The organism is Ferrovibrio sp. GW821-FHT12F09, from assembly GCF_058806775.1.
In genome coordinates, this window is sequence record NZ_JBXAPZ010000002.1 from 672,117 (window position 1) to 694,887 (window position 22,771).

General features: G+C 65.0%; 23 protein-coding genes. 14 read left to right on the forward strand and 9 right to left on the reverse strand.

Annotation, left to right across the window (positions count from 1 at the left end):
* Positions 1-88 precede the first annotated feature (88 nt).
* The 5 genes from tkt to AC1ROB_RS16225 all read left to right on the forward strand — a co-directional run bounded on the left by tkt (position 89) and on the right by AC1ROB_RS16225 (position 6,597).
* Positions 89-2,101, forward strand: a complete 2,013-nt coding sequence (tkt, locus tag AC1ROB_RS16205; protein ID WP_492970090.1) for a transketolase — start codon at positions 89-91, stop codon at positions 2,099-2,101.
* Positions 2,102-2,225: 124 nt separating this feature from the next.
* Complete coding sequence (locus AC1ROB_RS16210) at positions 2,226-4,004, forward strand: ABC transporter ATP-binding protein (protein ID WP_492970089.1); 1,779 nt, start codon at positions 2,226-2,228, stop codon at positions 4,002-4,004.
* 44 nt (positions 4,005-4,048) lie between these two features.
* Complete coding sequence (locus tag AC1ROB_RS16215) at positions 4,049-4,741, forward strand: lysophospholipid acyltransferase family protein (protein WP_492970088.1); 693 nt, start codon at positions 4,049-4,051, stop codon at positions 4,739-4,741.
* Positions 4,734-5,717, forward strand: a complete 984-nt coding sequence (lpxK, locus tag AC1ROB_RS16220; protein ID WP_492970087.1) for a tetraacyldisaccharide 4'-kinase — start codon at positions 4,734-4,736, stop codon at positions 5,715-5,717. Before AC1ROB_RS16215 ends, lpxK begins: the two co-directional genes overlap by 8 nt.
* The gene (locus AC1ROB_RS16225; protein ID WP_492970086.1) at positions 5,710-6,597 is read left to right on the forward strand and encodes a lipid A biosynthesis lauroyl acyltransferase; all 888 of its coding nucleotides are present in this window, start codon (positions 5,710-5,712) and stop codon (positions 6,595-6,597) included. Before lpxK ends, AC1ROB_RS16225 begins: the two co-directional genes overlap by 8 nt.
* 3 nt (positions 6,598-6,600) lie before the next feature.
* Here AC1ROB_RS16225 and AC1ROB_RS16230 read toward each other — a convergent pair whose 3' ends face one another.
* The 3 genes from AC1ROB_RS16230 to xseA are packed head-to-tail and all read right to left on the reverse strand — an operon-like array spanning position 6,601 to position 9,094.
* Positions 6,601-7,434: a M23 family metallopeptidase gene (locus AC1ROB_RS16230; RefSeq protein ID WP_492970085.1), complete on the reverse strand. Its 834-nt coding sequence runs from the start codon at positions 7,432-7,434 to the stop codon at positions 6,601-6,603.
* Positions 7,431-7,652: a DUF2093 domain-containing protein gene (locus AC1ROB_RS16235; RefSeq protein WP_492970084.1), complete on the reverse strand. Its 222-nt coding sequence runs from the start codon at positions 7,650-7,652 to the stop codon at positions 7,431-7,433. Before AC1ROB_RS16235 ends, AC1ROB_RS16230 begins: the two co-directional genes overlap by 4 nt.
* Positions 7,652-9,094, reverse strand: a complete 1,443-nt coding sequence (gene xseA / locus AC1ROB_RS16240; protein ID WP_492970083.1) for an exodeoxyribonuclease VII large subunit — start codon at positions 9,092-9,094, stop codon at positions 7,652-7,654. The genes AC1ROB_RS16235 and xseA overlap by 1 nt, the downstream gene beginning before the upstream one ends.
* 83 nt (positions 9,095-9,177) lie before the next feature.
* Here xseA and purD point away from each other — a divergent pair, with 83 nt between their 5' ends.
* From purD to AC1ROB_RS16255, 3 genes are all read left to right on the forward strand, one after another.
* On the forward strand, positions 9,178-10,449 hold the full coding sequence (gene purD, locus AC1ROB_RS16245; protein WP_492970082.1) for a phosphoribosylamine--glycine ligase: 1,272 nt from the start codon (positions 9,178-9,180) through the stop codon (positions 10,447-10,449).
* Positions 10,450-10,577: 128 nt separating this feature from the next.
* The gene (locus AC1ROB_RS16250) at positions 10,578-11,645 is read left to right on the forward strand and encodes a phosphotransferase (RefSeq protein WP_492970081.1); all 1,068 of its coding nucleotides are present in this window, start codon (positions 10,578-10,580) and stop codon (positions 11,643-11,645) included.
* Positions 11,646-11,648: 3 nt separating this feature from the next.
* A complete protein-coding gene (locus AC1ROB_RS16255) occupies positions 11,649-12,701 on the forward strand; it encodes a phosphotransferase (protein ID WP_492970080.1) in 1,053 nt (350 codons plus the stop codon).
* 55 nt (positions 12,702-12,756) lie between these two features.
* On the opposite strand, the gene AC1ROB_RS16260 is transcribed toward AC1ROB_RS16255, so the two are convergent.
* Positions 12,757-13,107, reverse strand: a complete 351-nt coding sequence (locus tag AC1ROB_RS16260; RefSeq protein ID WP_492970079.1) for a PRC-barrel domain-containing protein — start codon at positions 13,105-13,107, stop codon at positions 12,757-12,759.
* A gap of 281 nt (positions 13,108-13,388) precedes the next feature.
* Between AC1ROB_RS16260 and AC1ROB_RS16265 the strand changes: the two genes are divergently transcribed.
* Together AC1ROB_RS16265 and AC1ROB_RS16270 are read left to right on the forward strand one after the other, a co-directional pair.
* Positions 13,389-13,619: a hypothetical protein gene (locus AC1ROB_RS16265; protein WP_492970078.1), complete on the forward strand. Its 231-nt coding sequence runs from the start codon at positions 13,389-13,391 to the stop codon at positions 13,617-13,619.
* Positions 13,620-13,788: 169 nt separating this feature from the next.
* Positions 13,789-14,340 carry a sigma-70 family RNA polymerase sigma factor gene (locus AC1ROB_RS16270; RefSeq protein ID WP_492970077.1) on the forward strand — a complete coding sequence of 184 codons (552 nt, stop codon included), beginning with the start codon at positions 13,789-13,791 and terminating at the stop codon, positions 14,338-14,340.
* A 74-nt stretch (positions 14,341-14,414) separates the two neighbouring features.
* On the opposite strand, the gene AC1ROB_RS16275 is transcribed toward AC1ROB_RS16270, so the two are convergent.
* The 3 genes from AC1ROB_RS16275 to AC1ROB_RS16285 all read right to left on the reverse strand — a co-directional run bounded on the left by AC1ROB_RS16275 (position 14,415) and on the right by AC1ROB_RS16285 (position 17,322).
* On the reverse strand, positions 14,415-15,509 hold the full coding sequence (locus tag AC1ROB_RS16275) for a M14 family metallopeptidase (RefSeq protein WP_492970076.1): 1,095 nt from the start codon (positions 15,507-15,509) through the stop codon (positions 14,415-14,417).
* Between the two features lie 30 nt (positions 15,510-15,539).
* The gene (locus AC1ROB_RS16280; RefSeq protein ID WP_492970075.1) at positions 15,540-16,745 is read right to left on the reverse strand and encodes an acyl-CoA dehydrogenase family protein; all 1,206 of its coding nucleotides are present in this window, start codon (positions 16,743-16,745) and stop codon (positions 15,540-15,542) included.
* 127 nt (positions 16,746-16,872) lie between these two features.
* Positions 16,873-17,322: a nucleoside deaminase gene (locus AC1ROB_RS16285; RefSeq protein ID WP_492970074.1), complete on the reverse strand. Its 450-nt coding sequence runs from the start codon at positions 17,320-17,322 to the stop codon at positions 16,873-16,875.
* A gap of 84 nt (positions 17,323-17,406) precedes the next feature.
* Here AC1ROB_RS16285 and AC1ROB_RS16290 point away from each other — a divergent pair, with 84 nt between their 5' ends.
* The 4 genes from AC1ROB_RS16290 to AC1ROB_RS16305 all read left to right on the forward strand — a co-directional run bounded on the left by AC1ROB_RS16290 (position 17,407) and on the right by AC1ROB_RS16305 (position 20,131).
* Positions 17,407-18,138 (forward strand): gamma-glutamyl-gamma-aminobutyrate hydrolase family protein, encoded by a 732-nt coding sequence (locus AC1ROB_RS16290; protein ID WP_492970073.1) that lies wholly within the window; start codon positions 17,407-17,409, stop codon positions 18,136-18,138.
* Positions 18,135-18,911: a pseudouridine synthase gene (locus AC1ROB_RS16295; protein WP_492970072.1), complete on the forward strand. Its 777-nt coding sequence runs from the start codon at positions 18,135-18,137 to the stop codon at positions 18,909-18,911. Before AC1ROB_RS16290 ends, AC1ROB_RS16295 begins: the two co-directional genes overlap by 4 nt.
* Before the next feature lies 1 nt (position 18,912).
* Positions 18,913-19,485: a 16S rRNA (guanine(966)-N(2))-methyltransferase RsmD gene (gene rsmD, locus AC1ROB_RS16300; RefSeq protein WP_492970071.1), complete on the forward strand. Its 573-nt coding sequence runs from the start codon at positions 18,913-18,915 to the stop codon at positions 19,483-19,485.
* Between the two features lie 421 nt (positions 19,486-19,906).
* Complete coding sequence (locus AC1ROB_RS16305; RefSeq protein ID WP_492970070.1) at positions 19,907-20,131, forward strand: hypothetical protein; 225 nt, start codon at positions 19,907-19,909, stop codon at positions 20,129-20,131.
* Positions 20,132-20,147: 16 nt separating this feature from the next.
* Here the strand turns inward: AC1ROB_RS16305 and AC1ROB_RS16310 are convergent, their stop codons facing one another.
* Together AC1ROB_RS16310 and mutL are read right to left on the reverse strand one after the other, a co-directional pair.
* Positions 20,148-20,759, reverse strand: coding sequence for a pyridoxamine 5'-phosphate oxidase family protein (locus AC1ROB_RS16310; protein ID WP_492970069.1), 612 nt, complete (start codon positions 20,757-20,759; stop codon positions 20,148-20,150).
* 145 nt (positions 20,760-20,904) lie between these two features.
* Positions 20,905-22,770, reverse strand: a complete 1,866-nt coding sequence (mutL, locus tag AC1ROB_RS16315; protein WP_492970068.1) for a DNA mismatch repair endonuclease MutL — start codon at positions 22,768-22,770, stop codon at positions 20,905-20,907.
* Position 22,771: the final 1 nt, after the last annotated feature.

A 22,771-nucleotide genomic window follows, 5' to 3' on the forward strand; every position in this document is an offset into this window, starting at 1 on the left:
GCCCCGGGCGAGCATGGGTTGACGGGGGCGGCTTTGCCCGGCATGGTCGCGCCCGATTTTGCTGCTTCCAATGCGGGATTTTGACGACATGCTGCAGGCCGCCACCGCCTTCCCCCGTCACACGGCTTCCGCCAGCCATGCCGACATGGCCAATGCCATCCGCGCCCTGTCGATGGATGCCGTGCAAAAGGCCAATTCGGGCCATCCGGGCATGCCGATGGGCATGGCCGATGTCGCGACCGTTCTGTTCAGCCGTTTCCTGAAATTCGACCCGCAGAATCCGACCTGGGCCGATCGCGACCGCTTCGTGCTGTCGGCCGGCCATGGTTCGATGCTGATCTATTCGCTGCTGCATCTGACCGGCTATGCCGACATGACGCTGGACGAGCTGAAGAACTTCCGTCAGATCGGCGCACGTACCGCCGGCCATCCGGAATTCGGCCATGCCGCCGGCATCGAGACCACCACCGGCCCGCTGGGCCAGGGCATCGCGACTGCCGTGGGCATGGCGCTGGCCGAACGCGCGCTTGCAGCTCAGTTCAGCGACACATTGAGCAATCACTATACCTATGTGATCGCCGGCGACGGCTGCCTGATGGAAGGCATCAGCCACGAGGCCATTTCGCTGGCCGGCCATCTGAAGCTGAACAAGCTGATCGTACTGTGGGACGACAACCAGATTTCCATCGACGGCCCGACCAGCCTCTCGGTCTCCGACGACCAGATCAAGCGCTTCCAGGCCAGCGGCTGGAACACCATCGCCGTCGATGGCCATGACGCCGATGCCGTCGCCGCAGCGATTGCCGCCGCCCAGAACAGCGACAAGCCGAGCATGATCGCCTGCCGCACCGTGATCGGTTACGGCGCGCCGACCAAGGCCGGCACGGCGGCGACCCACGGTTCGCCCCTAGGTGGCGACGAGATCAAGGGTGCCCGCGAGAAGCTGGGCTGGCCCCATGCGCCGTTTGAGATTCCCGAGGCGATCCTGAAGGCCTGGCGCAGTGTCGGCGCCGCCGGAGCCGCGAAATTCGCCGCCTGGAGCAAGCAGTTCGCCGCCCTGCCGGCCGAACAGCGCGCCGAATGGGAGCGCCGCTTCAAGGGCGACCTGCCCGCCACGTTCAACCAGACCATCATCGACTACAAGGCCAAGCTGAGCGCCGAGAAGCCGAAATGGGCGACGCGCAAATCCTCGCAGATGGCGCTGGAAGTGATCAATCCGGTGGTGCCGGAAACGCTTGGCGGTTCGGCCGATCTCACCGGCTCGAACAACACCAAGACCGCAAGCCTGGCCCCTATCAAGCCCGACGACTTCAGCGGTCGCTACATCTATTACGGCGTGCGCGAGCATGGCATGGCGGCGGCGATGAATGGCATCGCCCTGCATGGCGGCTTCATCCCGTATGGTGGCACCTTCCTGGTCTTCACCGACTATTGCCGCCCCTCGATCCGCCTCTCGGCCCTGATGCACCAGCGCGTCGTCTACGTGATGACCCATGACTCGATCGGCCTGGGCGAAGACGGCCCGACGCACCAGCCGGTGGAACATATCGCCTCGCTGCGCGCCATGCCGAATCTGCTGGTGCTGCGTCCGGCCGATGCGGTGGAAACCGCCGAAGCCTGGCAGGTTGCCCTGCAGAGCAAGGATCGTCCGGCCGTGCTGGCGCTCACCCGCCAGGATCTGCCCACCGTGCGCAACACTCATACGGCCGACAATCTGGTCGCCAGGGGCGGCTACGAACTGGCTGCCGCCGATGGCGCGGCCAAGGTGACCTTGCTGGCCACCGGCTCGGAAGTCGCTATCGCAATGACCGCCCGCGATCTGCTGCAGAAGGACGGCATCCCGACCCGCGTGGTCTCGATGCCCAGCTTCGAGCTGTTCGACGCTCAGGATGTCACGTACCAGGAGCAGGTGCTGGGCCCCAATACCGTGCGCGTCGCCGTCGAAGCCGGTGTGCGTCAGGGCTGGGACAAGTATCTCGGCATCAAGGGCGGTTTCGTCGGCATGAGCAGCTTCGGTGCCTCGGGCCCGATCGACCAGCTCTACAAGCATTTCGGCATCACGGCGGAAGCCGTGGCGGCGGCGGCCAGGCAGCGCCTGTAAGGGCCGCGCCGCGCGCCTGCCGCACCGAACCCGTTTTCCGGTCCCGTCTCCGAGTCAGGGTGGCCGGGAACCCGGCTGCATGCTATAGCAGCCAGCGTAACTCATTGATTGGGACGGATTTCCGGTGACCTCGCCCACCTCCTCCGACAGCCGCCCGGCGGCCGCAGCCAGCAGCAGCAGTCTGCTGCGGCGACTGTTCGTCGAGCAGGTGCGTCCGCATATGGGTTCGCTGGCGCTGGCGCTGTTGAGCATGATTGTGGTGGCGGCCATGACCGCCGCCACGGCCTGGCTGCTCAAACCGGCCATCGACCAGGTCTTCACCCAGCGCGATCCCTACTGGACCACGATGGTCCCGCTGGCCGTGATCGTCGTGGTGGTGGTCAAGGGCGTGGCGAGTTATTTCGAAGGCACGCTGATGACCAGCTTCGGCGAGCGGGTCATCGCCGATACACAGATTCGGCTCTACAGCCATTTCATCCGCGCCGATCTCGCCTGGCTGCACGAGATGCATTCCGGCAAGCTGATCGCCAGCTTCCTCTACGATGCCGGCCTGCTGCGCGAAGCCGTCACCAAAGCCATGACCGGTATGGTCAAGGATGCACTCAGCCTGATCTTCCTCACCGGCGTCATGTTCAGCATGAACTGGCAGTTTGCGCTGATCGTCTGCGTCATCTTCCCCTTTGTCGGCCTGTCCACGCGGCGTCTGGGCAAGAAGGCACGCAAGAATTCGGCGCGCGGCCAGCAGGAAACCGGCAAACTGACCTCGATCCTTAGCGAGACCTTCGAGGGCGCACGGATGGTCAAGGCCTATGGCATGGAGCAGCGCGAGATCGAGCGGGCCCGCGCCTCGGTCGATACCCGCCTCAGCCATTTCATGAAGGTGGTGCGGGCCCGCGCCGCCGCCAGTCCCACCACCGAGGCACTGGGCGGCATCGCGGTTGCCGTGGTGATTTATATCGGGGGCAACAGCGAAACCCTGACGCTCGGCACGCTCACCGCTTTCATCTATGCCGCCCTGACCGCCTATCAGCCGCTGAAGTCGCTGGCCACGATGCAGACCTCCATGCAGGAAGGCTTGGCCGCCGCCGAACGCATCTTCGGTATTCTGGACATCCAGCCGAAGATCGCCGAGCGCCCTGATGCCAAGGCGCTGCAGGTCCCGGCCGGTGAAATCCGCCTGGACAATGTCAGCTTCCGCTATGCCGAGGACAAGGCGGCCCTGCAGTCGATTTCGCTGCTGGTGCCGCCGGGCCGGAAAGCCGCCCTTGTCGGCGCATCCGGCGCCGGCAAATCCACGCTGCTCAATCTGGTGCCGCGCTTCTATGACGCCACCGAAGGCCGTGTGCTGATCGACGGTCAGGATGTGCGCGATGTAACGGTTGCATCGCTTCGCCGCAATATCGCCCTCGTCAGCCAGGAATTGACCCTGTTCGACGACAGCATCCGCGCCAATATCGCCTATGGCCGGCCCGATGCCAGCCAGGCGGATATCGAGACTGCCGCCCGCCATGCCGCCGCCCATGACTTCATCACGAGCCTGCCGCAGGGCTACGACACCATCGTCGGCGAGAACGGCGTGAAACTCTCGGGCGGCCAGCGCCAGCGCGTCGCCATTGCCCGCGCCATGCTGCGCGACGCCCCGATCCTGCTGCTGGACGAAGCCACCAGCGCGCTGGACACCGAATCCGAACGCCTGATCCAGACGGCCCTGAGCGAACTGATGCGGGGCCGGACCACCCTGGTGATCGCCCATCGCCTGTCGACGGTGATCGACGCCGACGTCATCTTCGTGCTGGATCATGGCCGCCTGATCGAACAGGGCAGCCATACCGAACTGCTGGCGCGCAACGGCATCTATGCCCGCCTCTATGCGACGCAGTTCGCTGTCGAGGCGACCGCCTGACTATGGCCGGGTTGTGGAAGCGCATTCAGCGAAGCAAGCCGGCTGTGCGACTTGCCGCCGATGCCATCGCCTTCTATGTCCGCCTGGTGCACCGGACCACGCGCTGGGAGACCCGCGGCACTGACCATCCGGCCGGTTACTGGACCCAGAACAAGCCCTTTGTTCTCGCTTTCTGGCATGGCCGGCTGCTGATGATTCCGCCGGTCTGGCGTCGCGATCGCATCATGCACATGCTGACCTCCCAGCATCGCGATGGCGAACTGATCGCACGCGCCATGGATCCGTTCGGCATCGGCACCGTGCGTGGCTCAAGCGCCAAGGAGGGCGGCAAGGACAAGGGCGGGCGCGCCGCCCTGCGCATCATGGTGCGCCAGCTGAAGCTGAACGAGTATGCCGGCTTTACACCTGACGGCCCGCGCGGTCCGCGCATGCGCGCTGGCGCCGGAGTCGTGGCCGCCGCCCGTCTGGCCAAGGCACCGATCCTGCCGGTGACCTATGCCGTTGTTCGCCGGCGCGTGATAAACTCCTGGGACCGCTTCATCCTGCCATGGCCGTTCAACCGCGGCATCTACCTCTGGGGCGAACCCATCGACGTGCATAGCGACGAGACGGAAACACTGGAGCAGGCCGCCTTGCGGCTCGAGGCGGCATTGAACGCGCTGTGCGCCGAGGCCGACCGCTATTGCGGCCATGTCCCGATCGAACCGGCTGCGCCGGCACCCGATCCCAATGGCTAGGCGCACACCGGGCTTCTGGCAATCCGGCACCAGCTCGCGCTGGCCGACCCTGCTGCGTCCGATCTCGGCCCTCTACGGTGCTGGCAACCGTTTGCACCAGCGCATCGCCGGCGTGCAGGAGACTGCACGCCCGGTCATTTCCATCGGCAACCTCGTCGCCGGCGGGGCCGGCAAGACCCCCACCACAATCGCTCTGGCTGCCCGCCTGAAAGCCCTGGGCCAGCAGCCTCATATCATCAGCCGTGGCTATGGCGGCACCCTGACCGGACCCCTGCAGGTCGATCTGGCCCGCCATACGGCCGCGGAAGTGGGCGACGAACCTCTGCTGCTGGCCGTGGCCGCCCCCACCTGGATTGGCCGTGATCGCCCCGCTGCCGCCCGTGCCGCCGTGGCCGCCGGTGCCAGCTGCATTCTGGCCGACGATGCCCATCAGACCTATGCGCTGGGACGCCGGCTGAGCCTGCTGGTGATCGATGGCGGGTATGGACTGGGCAATGGCCAGCTGCTGCCGGCCGGCCCCCTGCGCGAACCTGCCGAGGTCGGCATTGCGCGCAGTGATGCGGTGGTGCTGATCGGCAAGCCGACGGTGCCGTTACCCGGTTTCGGGTCCCGCCCGGTTTTTACCGCCACGCTGGATGCCAATCCGGCCGATGCCGTGCGTCTGCGCGAGCGCCGGGTGCTGGCCTTTGCCGGCATCGCCCGGCCGGAAAAGTTTTTCACATCCCTGCAACAGCTGGGCGCCACAATCGTCCGGATGGAAACCTTCCCCGATCACGCCCCCTACACTGAAGATACCATCATGCGACTGGTGGAAGCCGCGCATCGCCTGAACGCCATTCCGGTGACGACGGCCAAGGACCAGGTGCGCCTGCCGCCTGCCGCGCGGGCCATGGTGGATGTGCTGCGCGTCAACCTGACCTTCTCGGCACCCGAACGGATTGACGCCTTCCTGACGGACAAGCTCAGCCGTGTTTGATCGCGCCGAGCCGCATGAATATGTCGCCTACTGGGGCGCCCGTACGGCACTCGCGATCTTCGGTGCGCTGCCGCTCGATGCCGCATCGGCCTTCGGCGGCTGGATCGGCCGCAAGCTGGGTCCCCGCTTCGGCATACGCAAACACGCGCTGGGCAACCTGCAACGCGCCATGCCCGACCTTTCGCCGGAGCAGCACCAGGAGATTCTTCGCGGCATGTGGGACAATCTCGGCCGCGTGATGGCCGAATATGCCCATCTGGACGATATCGGTGCTGAAATCGCAGCCCGGACCGGCCGGGTTGAGATCATCGGCCTGGAACATATCGATGCCATCCGCCAGACCGGCAAGCCGACGATCCTGTTCTCGGCGCATTACGGCAACTGGGAACTGCTGGGGCTGGCCGCGACCCATTACGGCCTGCCGCTGGTGCAAGTTTACCGCGCCGCCAACAATCCGCTGACCGAAGAATTGCTGCAGAAACAGCGCCAGGCCGTGGGCGGCCGCCTGGTGCCCAAGGGCATGCAGGCCGCGCGCGAACTGCTGAAGGCGCTGAAGCAGAATGAAAGCCTAGCCATGCTGATCGACCAGAAGCTCAGCACCGGCATTCCCGTGCCGTTTTTCGGTGAGGAAGCGATGACCGCGCCGGCGATTGCCGAGTTGGCGCTGCGCGCCGACTGCCCGGTGGTGCCGGCTTATGTGCAGCGCCTGGATGGCGCCCGGTTCCGCGTCACGGTGGAAGCGCCGCTGCGGCTGGAGAATACCGGCAATCGCGAGCGCGATGTCTACAACGCCATGCTGCTGCTGAACGGCAGGATCGAAAGCTGGATCCGCGCCCATCCCGAACAGTGGTTCTGGGTTCACAAGCGCTGGAAGCGCTGACCGTTACGGTTTCGGCGGCAACAGCCGCTGCGGATCGATCCGCACATCGAACCAGTTCACCCGCCAGTCCAGATGCGGGCCGGTGGCACGACCAGTCGCCCCCACCGTGCCGATCTGCTCGCCCTGCTTCACGCGCTGCCCAACCTTCACGGTCACCGTCTGCAGATGCGAATAGGCGCCGTTGATGCCCATACCATGATCGATGATCACGGTACCGCCGGTATAATAGATATCCTTCTCGGCCAGCGTCACCTCGCCGTCCGTCGTCGCCACCACCGGGCTGCCGGCCGGCGCCGCGATATCGAGGCCGAAATGCGGCTGCCGCGGCTCGCCGTTCAGAATGCGCTGACTGCCGTAGACACCGGAAACCGGTCCCTGCGCGGGCCAGATCCAGCCCTGCATGAAGTCCTGCACCGGCATATTGCGCTGGCGCGCCGCCGCGATCTTGGCATTCTCGCGTTTGATCCGCTCCAGCAAACCGGGCGGCGGCGTCACCTGCGCCGGCGGCAGGCCGTCGATACGCTGGATGTCGTATTGCCGTGGCGCGATGGCGAGCGAAACCGTCTCACTCTGCCCGCCGGCGTGGCGGATCGTCAGGTTCGCCTGCGCCGGTTCGTCGCGCCCGAAGCCGAAGACAAAGCGGCCGTCCTTCGCCACCGGCACCGGGCGTTCGCCCAGCATGAGCTGGATGCCCGGCTGCGCCGTACCGATCACTAGGCCGCCCTGGCTGAAATCGCCCTGCCAGGACAGACCCGCCGGCGCGCTATTGGCCCATGCTTCATGAAGAATGGCCGGCCCGTTCAGCAGCAGAAGCAGTGCGGCCAGCCAGCGGATCATGCGCGCTTCACCGGATCGGTCACCATGCCGCGGGTCGCCACCACGCCATCGGCATAGGCCTCCTGGCGGTCGACGCTCCAGTAGCGCAGACGCTCCAGCGGAATACGCTGGCCGGTCACCGCGCAGATGACATAAGACCCCGGAAAGACGATGTCGAAGGTGCCATCGCGGTAATGCACCCGGGCTTCGGTTTCACGCGGTAGAGGCGGGCTCTGCATCAGAACAGGCTTTCCTGCTTGGTTGGTTTCGTCACCGGCGCCGGATTGCGCCGGGGTGCAGTTCCGCCACCGCCGACGATCTGCGCATCGCGGCGGCCGTCCTGCATCTCGATGGTGACGGCCGCCCCCGACACCATGGCGGCGGCATCCTTCAGCGCCCGACCATCGGCGCCATAGACGACGGCAAAGCCGCGTGACAGCACGTTTCTGTAGGACAGGCTTTCCAGCAGTTTGGCCGGCTGGGTCAGGCGCTGCAGGGCATCGGCCTGACGCTGGCGAATGGCGCGCAGCAGCCGGGCATCGGCCTCGGCCAGACGACGGCGATAATCCGCCGCCTCGCGCCGGAGCAGCGCAGGCCGCAGCTTGGCCATCATGGTCTCCATGCGTGACCGCTGCGCCGCCACGCCGACGCGCAGCGCATGACGCAGGCGGTCGGACAGATCGTCGAAGCGCTGCCGCGCCATGTCGAGCTGCTCGCGCGGGCCGCGCAAACCGCGACCCAGCGCATCCAGATGCTGGCGCTTTTCGCGCGCCATACGCGCCATGCCGCGGCGCATGCGCTCGTCATAGCCAGCGACGGTGGAGACCAGTTCCATCCGCACCGGCACAGCCATTTCCGCCGCGGCCGTGGGCGTCGGCGCGCGACGGTCGGAGGCGAAATCGATCAGCGTGGTGTCGGTCTCGTGGCCCACGGCCGAGATCAGCGGGATATCCGAGGCGGCGGCGGCGCGCACCACGACCTCCTCGTTGAAGGCCATCAGATCTTCCAGACTGCCGCCGCCGCGCGCCACGATCAGCAGGTCGGGCCGCGGCACAACGCCGCCTTCAGGCAGGGCATTGAAACCGCGGATGGCATTCGCCACCTGCGCCGCCGCACCCTCGCCCTGCACCAGCACCGGCCAGACCAGCACATGGGTGGGGAAACGGTCGGCCAGGCGATGCAGGATGTCGCGGATCACGGCGCCGGTCGGCGAGGTCACCACGCCGATCACACGCGGCAGATACGGCAGGGGACGTTTGCGCTCGGGCGCGAACAGCCCTTCGGCGGCCAGCTTCTGCTTGCGCTGCTCCAGCAGGGCCATCAGCGCGCCCAGACCGGCCAGCTCCATGCGCTCGACCACCATCTGATACTTGGAGCGGCCGGGATAGCTGGTCAGCTTGCCCGAGCAGATCACCTCCATCCCGTCCTCGGGCTTCACCCCGAGGCGGGCGGCACTGCCCTTCCAGCACACGCCGTCGAGGACCGAATCGGCATCCTTCAGCGAAAAGTAGAGATGGCCGGAGGCAGCCCGCTTGAAGCCGGAAATCTCGCCCCGGACCCGGACCCAGCCGAACCCCTCCTCGATGCTGCGTTTCAGCCGCAGGGAGAGCTCGGTAACCGTATATTCCGGGACATTTCCGGGGGCCGCGGGCGCGCCCACATCCTGCTCAAAATCGCTCATCGGGGAAGCCTTGCGTCTGCTTCGGCCATGATACAAACATTGCCGCCATTCCTCCAGTCGCCCAATCATCCCAGGGGACAGACATGAACCTTCTCGTCATCGGATCGGGCGGGCGCGAACATGCCCTGTGCTGGGCCCTTTCCGCCTCGCCGCTGGTCAACAAGCTGGTCTGCGCGCCGGGCAACCCCGGAATCGGCCAGGTGGCCAAGCTGGCCGCGGTCGATCCGCTGAACCGCGATGCCGTGCTGCAGCTCTGCCGCGACGAGCATATCGATTTCGTCGTGGTCGGCCCGGAAGCGCCGCTGGTGATCGGCCTTGTCGATCATCTGGAGGCCAACGGCTTTGCCTGTTTCGGCCCGACCGCCGCCGCGGCCCGGCTGGAAGGTTCGAAAGGCTTCACGAAAGACATCTGCGCCAAATACGGCATCCCGACGGCAGCCTATGGCCGCTTCAAGGATGCAGCGTCGTCGGAAGCCTTCATCCGCCAGCAGGGCGCGCCCATCGTGGTGAAGGCCGATGGCCTGGCCGCCGGCAAGGGCGTGACCGTGGCGATGACCCTGGACGAGGCGCTGGAGGCCAATACGGCGCTGTTCGCCGTCCCCGGTGCTGAAGTGGTGATCGAGGAATTCCTGGAAGGCGAGGAAGTCAGCTTCTTCGCCCTGGTTGACGGCAAGTATGCCCTGGCGCTGGCTTCGGCGCAGGATCACAAACGCGTCGGCGATGGCGATACCGGGCCGAATACCGGCGGCATGGGCGCCTATTCCCCCGCGCCGGTGCTGACGCCGGCCCTGCAGCAGGAGGTGATGCAGCGCATCATCCTCCCCACGGTGGATGCCATGATCCAAGAAGGCGCGCCCTTCAAGGGCGTGCTGTTCGCCGGCCTGATGATCACCAGGACCGGGCCGCAGCTGATCGAATACAATACCCGCTTCGGCGATCCGGAATGCCAGACCCTGATGCTGCGGTTGAAATCCGACCTGCTGCCGGCGCTGATCGCGTCGCGCGACGGCGTGCTGAAGGATTTCGATCTGCGCTGGCGCGATGAAGCCGCGCTCTGCGTGGTGATGGCCGGCGAAGGATATCCCGGTGAACCGCGCAAGGGTACGGTCATCGAAGGCCTTGATGCCGCTGCGACCGAAGCGGACACGGTTATCTTCCATGCCGGCACCGCCGCGCGAGCCGATGGAGCCATCCTCGCCAATGGCGGGCGGGTGCTGGGTGTCTGTGGCCTGGGCAGGACCATCGGCGATGCGCAGGCGCGCGCCTATGCCGCCGTCGACCGCATCCGCTGGCCGGAAGGCTTCTGCCGCCGCGACATTGGCTGGCGCGCCATTGAGCGCGAGCGGAAAACCTGACCGCAGACCAACAATAACAACAGCATCCGCCCGTCTTTCAGAGGGCGGTTGCGTCCCCCTGTCCCGCTTGTCTATCGTAGGCCTTGAGCGGCGCGTATTGGCGCTCCAACGACAAGAGGAAACAGGGTATGAGCGATCAGGACCGCTTCGTCGGCACCATGCCGGTGCAGGAGCGTCACAAGTTCGATGAAGGTGCGCTGGAGGCCTGGCTGAAGGCCAATTTGGCTGACTATCGCGGCCCGCTGACGGTGCACCAGTTCAAGGGCGGCCAGTCCAATCCCACCTTCATGCTGGTGACGCCGGCAAAGAGATACGTGCTGCGTCGCAAGCCGCCGGGCAAGCTGCTGCCATCGGCCCATGCGGTCGATCGCGAATACCGTGTTATCACCGCGCTGGGCCAGACCGATGTGCCTGTCGCCCGCACCTATGGCCTGTGCGAGGACGACAGCGTCATCGGCACCGCCTTCTATGTGATGGACTGCGTCGAAGGCCGCATTCTGTGGGACCAGCGTCTGCCTGGCATGAATCCCGAAGAGCGCGCCGGCATCTTCGATGCGATGAACCGCACCATCGCTGCCCTTCACAAAGTGGATTACGCCGCTATTGGCCTGGGCGATTACGGCAAGCCCGGCGATTACTTCGCCCGCCAGATCGCCCGCTGGAGCAAGCAGTACAAGGCCTCGGAGACGGAATCGATTCCGGCCATGGACCATCTGATCGAATGGCTGCCGGCCAATATTCCGCCAGGCGAGGAAACCAGCATCGTCCATGGCGATTACCGCATGGACAACATGATCTTCCATCCGACCGAGCCACGCGTAATCGCGGTGCTGGACTGGGAGCTTTCAACGCTGGGCCACCCGCTCGGCGATTTCAGCTATCACCTGATGTCCTGGCGGCTGGCGCCCGAAACCTTCCGTGGCGTCGCCGGTGTCGACTTCGCTGCCTTGGGGATTCCCACCGAGCAGGACTATCTCGCGACCTACTGCAAGCGCACCGGCCGCGACGGCATTCCGCATCTCGACTTCTACATGGCCTATAACATGTTCCGGATCGCCGGCATCCTGCAGGGCATCATGGGACGGGTGAAGGACGGCACCGCCGCCAGTCAGCATGCGATCGAATCCGGCAAACGTGCCAAGCCGATCGCCGAGCAGGCCTGGGCGCTGGTGCAGAGGATGACGGGGAGCAAATAAGGCATGGCAGCGGCCGACCTGACCCCCGTACAACCGCAACACCGGTTCGACGAGGCCAGGTTAACGGCATATATCGCCAAGCATCTGCCCGAATTCAAGCCACCGCTGAACGTGCAGCAGTTCAAGGGTTCGGTGGCCAATCCCGCCTTCATGCTGCACAGCCCCGGCCGCAATGCCGTACTGCGCAAGCGCCTGCAGCCACGCAAGGGCATGTCTCTGGCCGAATCCATCGACCGTGACTTCACCCTGCTGCGCGCCCTGCATGCGGCCGGCATGCCGATCGGGACGCCGCTGCATGTCTGCACCGATGACACGGTGATCGGTACGCCCTTCTATCTGCTGGATTATGTTTCAGGACGGCATTTCCGCGACCCCAACCTGCCCGGCATGGACGCCAAACAGCGGCAGGCCCATTACGAGGCGATGGCCGACACGCTGGCCCGCGTGCATGGCCTGCTGCCCGGCCAGACCGGCCTCCCCGCCAACGGCAGCGGCCTGGATTACCTGAACCGGCAGGTGACGGCGCTGATCGAGCAGTACCGCAGCAACCAGACCGAAGAGATCAGCGCCATGGAGCGCCTGCTCGCCTGGCTGCCCGATCACATTCCCGACGACAATGTCACCAGCCTGATGCATGGCAACTTCCGGCTCGACAGCCTGACCTTTCATCCCACCGAGCCGCGTGTGGTGGCGATCCAGGACTGGGATCTGGCGCTGCTGGGCCATCCGCTGGCCGATCTGGCCATTCACTGCATGCCCTGGCGCGTCACCATTCCCGGCATGGGCAGCCTGCAGGGTATCGACTTCCTCGACACCGGCATTCCCGGCGAACCCGATTACATCGCCGCCTATTGCCGCTGCAGCGCCCGCGACAACATTCCGCACTGGAATTTCTATCTGGCCTTTGCCCTGTTACGCGTCGCTGTCACGGCACAGGGCATTATCAAGCGCGGCCAGGCCAATGGCGCCGCCACGCCGGCCATCAAGGCTTATGCCGCGCTCGGACGCTCCGTGGCCAATCAGGCCTGGACCCTGGTCGACGGCGACGAGGAATAAAAAGCGCCCCGGACAGATATGCCGGGGCGCCCTTTCCTCACTGCGTCGTGAAGGCTTACATCCAGAACGGCGGTACGCCGTAATAGTCATGCACCTTGCGGCCCCAGCTCTCGTCTTCCCAGTTCAGCCGGTCGTCGTTGCCGTAATTCGGCGCGCCTTCCAGCTTCTTCTTGTCCAGGTTGACGACATAGCCGCCCTGCTTCGCATCGTATTTCAGCATGCTCCAGGGCAGCGGGTGGTGGCGGTCGCCGATCCCCAGAAAACCGCCGAAAGACATGTCGGCATAGGCGACCTTGCCGGTGGTCTTGTCGATCATGACGTTGTTGATCGACCCGAGCTTGTCGCCGCTGGGATTGTAGACGGTGGTGCCTTCGACCTTATCGGCCGAGATCAGGCGGTCAGCCATGGTAGTTTCCTCCGTTATTGAAAGATCAAGGGAGCTGCCTCGCTCCCATGCAAACCTAACGGGGTCGCATACGGAGGGTTCCGATCCATCGCGGTCTTTGCTGCACTTGACACAGCTACCCCTTCGGTCACCGCCTGATCGCACATATTTCGGGAACCTTGTAACCGCTCCGTCATTCGGGATTGCAGGTGTTCAGGTGCCGGCACAGACTGTCGGCAGGCAATCAGCCTCTAGCGAGGCCAGTCTGGGGCGTGATGGCCGGGTCGGCCGCGCGGGGAAATATGTCGAAGCGTGAGAAGGCATCTTTGGAAATGAGCGGGACCGGCGCTGAAATGCCTGCGCAGGATTTCACTGCCGACTCCGCTCAGCCAGCAGAGCAATTCACCGCGAAAACCCTGCAAAGCCAGCATTTCAACGACTGGCTCGACCGCGCCCTGCCGCTGCTGCAGGAACAGCTGTCCGATCTCGGAACCAGCAATATCACAACCGCCAAAGCCAGGCCAAAGCACTGAAAACGCTATAGATTTTAGCGGTTTTCCGGCTTTCCCGGTCGCAGCATTGTCACGGCATGTCCCAGCCTTATCGCTGGCTGCGAGCCGGTCCGAAGCCCATCCTCTGTGTCACTGACGACGCACTGTTCATCCAGTCATTACGTCAAAAACACATAAGAGGACGTCTCCCATGACCGACAATATTCACGGCCTGCTGCTGGAAACCCTCCCCTCCCTCAAAGCCTTTTCCATCATGCTCACCCGCGACCGCAGCTGGGCTGAAGACCTGACTCAGGAGACCGCCATGCGCGTCCTGGCCAAGTCCGACCAGTTCCAGCCCGGCACCAATTTCAAGGCCTGGGTTTTCACCATCATGCGCCATCAGCATATCGATCAGGCTCGCCGCCGCCGCCGCGAAGCCACGACATTTGGCGACAACTCTGCCATCGAGAACCTGATGGCCGTGAAGGCCCCGCAGGAAGACAGCCTGGTGCTGGGTGAGCTGATGACCGCCATCGGCAAGCTGAACAAGGCCCAGCGCGAAACGCTGGTGCTGGTCGTCGGCCATGGCATGTCCTACGAGGAAGCCGCCAAGGTCTGCAACTGCCCCATTGGCACCATCCGCAGCCGTCTGGCCCGCGCCCGCCAGGAGCTGGAGCGTATGATGGTGGGCGAGGAAGAATATGCCGCGCGTCTGCCCGACATCACCCGGGCCCAGCGCCTGGCCGAACTGCATCACTAAGCAGCCGTCCATCCCGACATAAAAATGGCGGCAGGAGCGATCCTGCCGCCATTTGCTTTTTTATGGCGTCGTCTTCAGCCTTCGAGGCCGCGGAAGGCGCGCAGCGCGAAATCGGCGGCGCGGCCGTAGATCGCCGCCTTCCAGGGCGTCGTATCGGTATAGAAGGCATCGCGGATCTTCTGCTTGATCTGCTTGGCCAGAGGCGAGGACAGATCGCCACCGCCGCGCGCGAACAGCCAGTGGTCGCCACGCAGCGCCTCGGTCACCTGCTGCCAATGCTGGGTGCCGTATTCAAGCGCAATGGCCGTCACTTCGACAGACTTCGGCAGGTCGAGGAAAGCCTCCGGCACCGTGCCGGTGACGCGTGCCGAGGTGGAACTGCCGTCGTTCGGATTGGTCACTTCCGGACCGAACATGGTCTTGGCCCGGGTGTAATAGGCCGGGTCTTCCGGACCGACATAGATCGGCTCGCCATAGCCCATGGGACCAAGGCCGGTATGGAAGTCGATGCTGACCAGCTTCTTTGCGCTGGCCGGTACATGCTCCTTCAGGATGCGGCGGAAGGTCTCGTTCGACCAGGTCGGCTTCTGGCCGCCGAAGAACAGGCCGTCCGGACGCGAATACTGGCCGCCCGACATCGCCGACTGGAAGGCGAAGGCGCCGTGCTTCGTCTGGTAGTCCAGGATCGCCTGGTCGGCGGCCGCACGGCCCTGGCCTTCCCAATGGGCCGGCAGCAGCAGGTCATGCACTTCCTCATAGGCCGCGTTCTTGGGCAGCGGCTTGGAGAAGTCCTGGAAGTTGCGGTTCAGGTCGACGTTGTCTTCCGTCACCCGGCGCACATGGGCGAAGCCATGCGGATTGATCGCATGGATCATCACCGCTTTGGTCTTCGGCGACATGGCGCTGAACAGCTTGTCCCTGAAATGGCCGATCTGCGCGCCGGAGCCGCAGAAACCTTCGGCGCCATGGGTGCCCGAGGTCGTCATGTAGACGCTCTCGGCATCCTGCGGGCCCAGGCAGGCCACATCGGTGGTCAGGGTCTCGCCGTTCGGTCCCTTGGCTTTGGGATTCTCGTAAACGGTAAGCGTGGCGCCCGCCTCCTTTGCCGCAGCACGGAACTTGTCGCGCGCCTCGGCATAGGTGGCGGAAAAGTAGGTTTCAACAGTCATGGGGAGGCTCTGCTTTTTTGTGGTCGAACTTTAATTCCAGCGGTCCAGTTCAAGGCGGCCAATCTGGTTGCGATGCACTTCATCGGGACCGTCGGCGAAGCGCAGCGTGCGCGCCTGCGCATAAGCCGCCGCCAAGCCGAAGTCTTCCGAAACGCCAGCCGCGCCATGCACCTGCATGGCCCAGTCGATCACCTGGCAGGCCATCAGCGGCGCCGCCACCTTGATCATGGCGATTTCCTTGCGGGCCGCCTTGTTGCCGACCGTGTCCATCTTCCAGGCTGCATGCAGCGTCAGGAAACGGGCCTGGTCGATCATGATGCGGGCATCGGCGATGCGCTCCAGCGTCACGGTCTGCTCCGCCACCGGCTTGCCGAAGGCGACGCGGCTCTTGGCGCGCTTGCACATCTTTTCCAGCGCACGCTCGGCCTGGCCGATCAGGCGCATGCAGTGATGGATGCGGCCCGGACCGAGGCGCCCCTGGGCGATCTCGAAACCGCGGCCCTCTCCCAGCAGCATGTTGGAGGCCGGCACCCGCACATTGTCGAACACCACCTCGCCATGGCCATGCGGCGCATCGTCATAGCCGAACACCGGCAGCATGCGCAGGACGTTGACGCCCTTGGCATCGCGCGGCACCAGGATCATCGACTGCTGCTGGTATTTGTTGGGATTGTTGGCGTCCGACTTGCCCATGAAGATGAGAATCTTGCAGCGCGGATCGCCGATACCCGAGGTCCACCATTTGCGACCGTTGATCACATAGGAGTCGCCGTCCTTGCGGATGGAGGACTCGATATTGGTGGCGTCTGACGAAGCCACCGCCGGTTCGGTCATGGCGAAGGCCGAACGGATCTTGCCGGCCAGCAGCGGCTCCAGCCACTCCTTCTTGTGCTCGTCGGTGCCATACCGCTCCAGCACTTCCATGTTGCCGGTATCGGGCGCCGAGCAGTTGAACACTTCCGGTGCCCAGTGCACGCGGCCCATGATCTCGCAGAGCGTGGCATATTCATGATTCTTGAGGCCGGCGCCGCGATGGCTTTCCGGCAGGAACAGGTTCCACAGTCCCTGCGCCTTGGCTTTTTCCTTCAGCTCCTCGACGACAGCCGTCGGCTGCCAGCGATCGCCCTTGGCCACTTCCTCGTGGAAGCGATGCTCGTTCGGATAGACATGATCGTCCATGAAGCGCGAGACTTTTTCTTGCAGGTCCCTGACGCGGTCGGAGAATTCGAAGTCCATGTGTTTCTTCCCTGTTTCTAGTTAACCGATAGCGGATACGCGGGGGAGTTTAGGCCCGCGCGCCGGCTTCGGCTAGGGACTGGACCAATATCGGCAGTGGATCAGCGCCCCAAAATGATCTTGGGGTTCAGCGCCTGGCCGCGAAAAAGTCGCGCAACAATGCAGCAGAACTGGTCTCGGCGATGCCGCCATAGACCTCGGGCCGGTGATGGCATGTCGGCTGTGCGAAGACACGCGCACCATGCGCCACGCCACCGCCCTTGGGGTCTTCAGCGCCGTAATAAAGCCGGCGTAACCGCGCGAAGCTGATCGCTGCAGCGCACATGGTGCAGGGCTCCAGGGTGACGTAGAGGTCGCAACCGCTTAACCGCTCCGCCCCCAGGGTGGTGGCGGCACGGCGGATCGCCAGCACCTCGGCATGGGCGGTGGGGTCGTTCAGCGCCCGCGTCTCGTTGCCGGCCCGGGCGACCACCTGGCCGGTCACCCCATCCACGATCACGGCGCCGATCGGCACCTCGCCGCGGTCTTGCGCGGCGCGGGCTTCGTTGAGGGCGATATCCATGGGTGTCTGGGTCATCGGGGCGAGCCTGCGGGAGCCGTCTTCCGCCGTCAAGCAAGCCGGCCCTCTCGTCAAGCCAGCCGGGCCGGCCTATAAGACCCTATGGCCACGCCCAAATCACCCCGCAGCCCCCTGATCGGCATCACCCTCGATTCCGAAGAGCCCGGCGGCTATTCGAAATTCCCCTGGTATGCCCTGCGGCAGAATTACTGCTCGGCGGTGACCGAAAGTGGCGGCGTGCCGTTGGTGCTGCCGCATGAACCGGCGGCGGTGGACCGCTATCTCGACCTCTTGGACGGCCTGATCGTCACCGGCGGCAATTTCGACGTCGACCCGGCCCTGTTCGGCGCCGCCACGCGCCATGAAACCGTGAAGCTGAAAGGCGCCCGTACCCAGTTCGAATGGGCGATCACCCAGGGCATGCTGAAACGCGACAAGCCGGTCTTCGGCATCTGCGGCGGCCAGCAGCTGCTGAATGTCGTGCTCGGCGGCACGCTGATCCAGCACATCCCCGACAGCGTGAAAGAGCCGCTGCCGCACGAGCAGCCCAATCCGCGCGACCAGGCCGGCCATCCGGTGAAGGTGAGCGCCGATACCCTGCTGCGCCGGATCGTCGGTGCCGATGAACTGCCGGTCAATTCAGCCCATCACCAGGCCGTCGAAACCGTCGCACCCGGCGCGGTCTGCGATGCCGTGGCGCCCGACGGCGTGATCGAGGGCATCGAGCATCCGGGCTATCGCTTCTGCCTCGGCGTGCAGTGGCATCCGGAATTCTTCATCAGCGAGGGCGACCGCAAGCTGTTCCGCGCCTTCATCGAAGCCTGCGCCACATGAGCGACGAGACCGAAAAGGGCGAACGCATCGCCAAACGGCTGGCGCGCGCCGGCATCTGCTCGCGCCGCGACGCCGAACGCTGGATCGCCGAAGGCCGCGTCATCGTCAACGGCAAGAAGCTGGATACGCCGGCCTTCCTGGTGAAGGACGGCGACGACATCCGCGTCGACGGCAAGCCGCTGGCCGGGCCGGCCAAGACCCAGCTTTGGCTCTATCACAAGCCGCGCGGCCTGATGACCACGCACAAGGACCCGCAAGGCCGGCCGACGGTCTTCGACAACCTGCCGCCGGGCCTGCCGCGCGTCATCTCGGTGGGCCGGCTGGATTTCAATTCCGAAGGCCTGCTGCTGCTGACCAATGACGGCGAACTGGCGCGGCGGCTGGAACTGCCGGCCACCGGCTGGCTGCGGCGGTATCGTGTGCGCGTCAACGGCCTGCCGCACAAGCAGCATCTGGCCGAACTGGCCGAAGGGATCACCATCGAGGGCGTGGCCTATGGGCCGATCACCGCCACGGTGGAGCGCAGCCAGGGCGACAACTCTTGGCTGGTCGTCGGCCTGCGCGAAGGCAAGAACCGCGAGGTGCGCCGCGTGATGGAGCATCTGGGCCACCAGGTCAGCCGCCTGATCCGCACCGCCTATGGCCCCTTCCAGCTTGGCACCATCGAACCCGGCAAGGTGAAGGAAGTGCCGGGCAAGGTACTGAACGAGCAGCTCGGCATCGGCAAGTCGCAGCAGTCGCCCGCGAAAAAGGCGGCGGCCAAGAAAGCCTGACATGCGCATTGTCGGTGGCAGCCATCGCGGCCGGGCGATTGCCGCGCCGCCCGACCGCACCACGCGGCCGACCACTGACCGCGTGCGCGAATCGCTGTTCAACATGCTGCTGCATTCGCCCAGCCTGATGACCGATGCCGGCAAATCCCGGCTGGAGGGCGGTATCGTGCTCGATCCCTTCGCCGGCTCCGGCGCCCTGAGTTTCGAAGCGCTGTCGCGCGGCGCCCATCATGCCTACCTGTTCGAGATCGATCCGGCGGCCCGCCGGGTGATCCTGCAGAATGGCCGTGAGCTGGGCTTCACCGACCGCATCACGCTGCGGGGCGCCGACTGCACCCATCCCGGCCCGGCGCCCGCCCCCGCCGACCTGGTACTGATGGACCCGCCCTACCGCTCCGGCAGCGGCACCCAGGCGCTCACCGCCCTGGACCGTGAGGGCTGGCTCAAGCCCGATGCCCTGGTGATGGTGGAAACCGACGCGAAAGGCAGCTTCGCCATTCCGCCCGGCTTCAGCCTGCTGGAGGAACGCCAGCAGGGTCCGGCGCGGCTGACCTTCCTGCTCCGGCAGGGCTAAGACCGGGGCCAATTGCGGCCCGTTCAGAGCCAAGTGAAGGCCGATTAAGGACCTATTCGGTCCAGCGCAGAGCGAATTCAGGCCGATTGCAAACCAATTCTGTCCCGCTCAAAGCCGGTTGAGGCCCGTAAATTCCAATTATAGTATTGATTCTATTATAGAATCAAAAACCGCACCCATTCACGATGTCCATCAGCAGAGATCACGATCATACCCGGATTGCGGCACGTCATATAGGAACATTATAGGAACGTATGGATGAAAAATCAAGCGGCTGCCTGCGCTCTGCGTTCGCATCCAATAAAAACCGGCTTTTTGGCTAAGACAACTTTTACGACTGCCAATATAGTATTTTCAACTAATCAGTGAGCGATTCGCCCAACCTGCGGTCGCTGCGGACAGACCCGGAAGGAGGACTGCAATGCTTGATCTCGACCGTAACCCGGCAACCTCAGTCCTGGTGATACGGCCCTCCGCGGCCGATATCGACGGCATCCGCAGCCTCGCCTCGCTGGTCCAGGCCGACCTGGCGACGCAGGTTGTGCTGACCGAAACCAGCGCCCTGGCCCGCCAGCTGGCGGTGACCCAGGAATCGCTGGCCAGTCTGCGGCCCGATGCCATGGGCCAGCTGCTGGAGCGGCACTAAGGATTAAGGCTGCCGCTCACCACATCGAGGCTTTGGCGCGCTCCGGCCATTCGCGGTCGTAGACCTCGCCGCCGACGCGGCCCTTGCTGAGTTCGGCCAGGATCTGGCCGGCGGTCGGCAGCGATTTCGGATCGACATGCAGCGCCGGATTCCACAGATCGGCCCGCACGATGGCACGGGCACACTGGAAATAGATGCTGTCGACCGCGATCACGATCACCGAACGCGGTGCCTTGCCTTCCATTTTGAAACTGTCGAGCAAAGCAGGATCGGTATCGAGATGCGCCCGCCCGTTGACGCGCAGCGTATTGCCCGAACCCGGAATGACGAACAGCAGGCCGACGCGCGGATCGCGCACGATGTTGCGCAAACTGTCGACGCGGTTGTTGCCGCGCCGGTCGGGCATCATCAGCGTCTTCTCGTCATGGATGCGCACGAAGCCGGCCAGATCTCCGCGCGGCGAACAGTCGAGCCCTTCCGGTCCGGCGGTGGCCAGCGAGACGAAGGGCGAGGCTTCGATATAACGGCGATAGGCCGGCGCAATATAGTCGATTTCCTTGGCCAGCGAGGTTTCCCCCGGCTGGCCGTAGAGCGTTTCCAGCTCTTCGACGGTTTTGATGATGGTCATGGCAGGCATCCTGTGGCGAGAGGGATGACGGATGCCGTTTTCTGCCACGGGCTTTCAGAAAGCGCCACCGATCTTCGCCATGAGGGTCGACGATTTTCGATGACATTTTGCGCGGCGGATGCCGGCACTATAATTCATTGCCGGGTTAACGCCGCCCGAACAGCTTCTCGATATCGGCGAGCTTGAGTTCCACATAGGTCGGCCGGCCGTGATTGCACTGGCCCGAATGCGGCGTGGCTTCCATCTGGCGCAGCAGCGCGTTCATCTCGTCCAGCGTCAGGCGGCGGCCGGCGCGCACGCTGCCATGGCAGGCCATGGTGCCGCAGACCTCTTCCAGTTTCTCTTTCAGCGGCAGCACATTGTCGTATTCGGCAATCGCATCGGCGAGGTCGCGCACCAGATTCTGCACGGCCACATCGCCAAGCAGCGCCGGCACCTCGCGCACCACCACGGCGCCATCGCCAAAGCTTTCCAGCACCAGGCCGAGTTCAGCCAGCTCGGCGGCCCGCGCTGTCAGCCGCGAGGCTTCCGCCTCGTTCAGCTCCACCACCTCGGGCAGCAGCAACGCCTGGCGCGGCACCTTGCCGGCTTCCAGATTGACCTTCATGCGCTCGTAGACCAGGCGCTCATGGGCGGCATGCTGGTCAACCACCACGATGCCGTCCGCCGTCTGCGCCACGATATAGGTCTCATGCACCTGGGCGCGCGCCGCGCCCAGCGGATAGGCCTGCAACTGCACCGGCGAGACACCCTGTTCCTCAGCACGTGCACCAGGAAGCAGGCCGTCATCATCAGGCAACCCGGCCTCGTCCCGGGAGAAATCGCCCTGCGGCGCGTTATACAGCGCGGCCGCCTCGGCCAGGCCGGGGACCGAACTGGGCCGCAGGTTGTCATAGCCGCGCCAGCGCGAGCCGTTGCCAAATGGCAGCGCCAGGCTCGGCGCACCCTGCGGACGCAGCGCGCCCAAAGCGGCCTGCGCCACCGTGCTGCTGGCGCGATGGCCGGCCTCGGCCAAGGCATGGCGCAGCGCGCCCACGATCAGGCCGCGCACCAGGCCGGGATCGCGGAAGCGCACTTCCGCCTTGGCCGGATGCACGTTGACGTCGACCTGCTCGGCCGGCACTTCGAGGAACAGCGCCACCACCGGATGCCGGTCATGGCTGAGGAAATCCGCATAGGCGCCCTTCACGGCGCCGACGAACAGCTTGTCGCGCACCGGACGACCGTTGACGAACAGATACTGGTGCTGGGCATTGCCGCGATTGTATGTGGGAAGCCCGGCATGGCCGGTCAGTTTGATGCCTTCGCGCTCGGCTTCGATCTGCACGGCATTGTCGGCAAAGTCGCGGCCGAGAATCTGTTCCAGGCGCCCGAGCCGGCGGGCAAAGAGTTCGCCCTGCACAGCATCGGCACGGAAGCTGGTGCGACCGTCCTGTTGTAATGTAAACGCGATGCCGGCATGCGCCATGGCCAACCGCTTGACGATCTCCTGCACGGCCAGGTCTTCGGCGCGGTCGGTCTTGAGGAATTTCAGGCGCGCCGGCACGGCATAGAACAGGTCGCGCACCTCGATGCGGGTGCCGGGACCGGCAGCGGCCGGTTTAACGCTGCCAACCTTGCCGGCATCGACCTCCAGCGCCCAGGCAGAGTCGCTGGCTGGCTGCCGCGAGACGATGCTCATGCGACTGACCGCGCCGATGGACGGCAGCGCCTCGCCGCGGAAGCCCAGCCACTGGATATCCAGCAGGTCGTCGCCCGGCAGCTTGGAGGTGGCGTGACGCTCCACCGCCACCGGCAGATCGTCGCGCGCCATGCCACGGCCGTCATCGCTGATGCTGATCAGACTGCGGCCACCATTGGCGATCGCGATATCGATGCGCTTCGCACCGGCGTCGATGGCATTTTCCACCAGTTCCTTGACCGCACTGGCCGGCCGCTCGACCACTTCGCCGGCGGCGATGCGGTTGACCAGGGTTTCCGGCAGACGCCGGATGCCATTGGGAACGGCCATA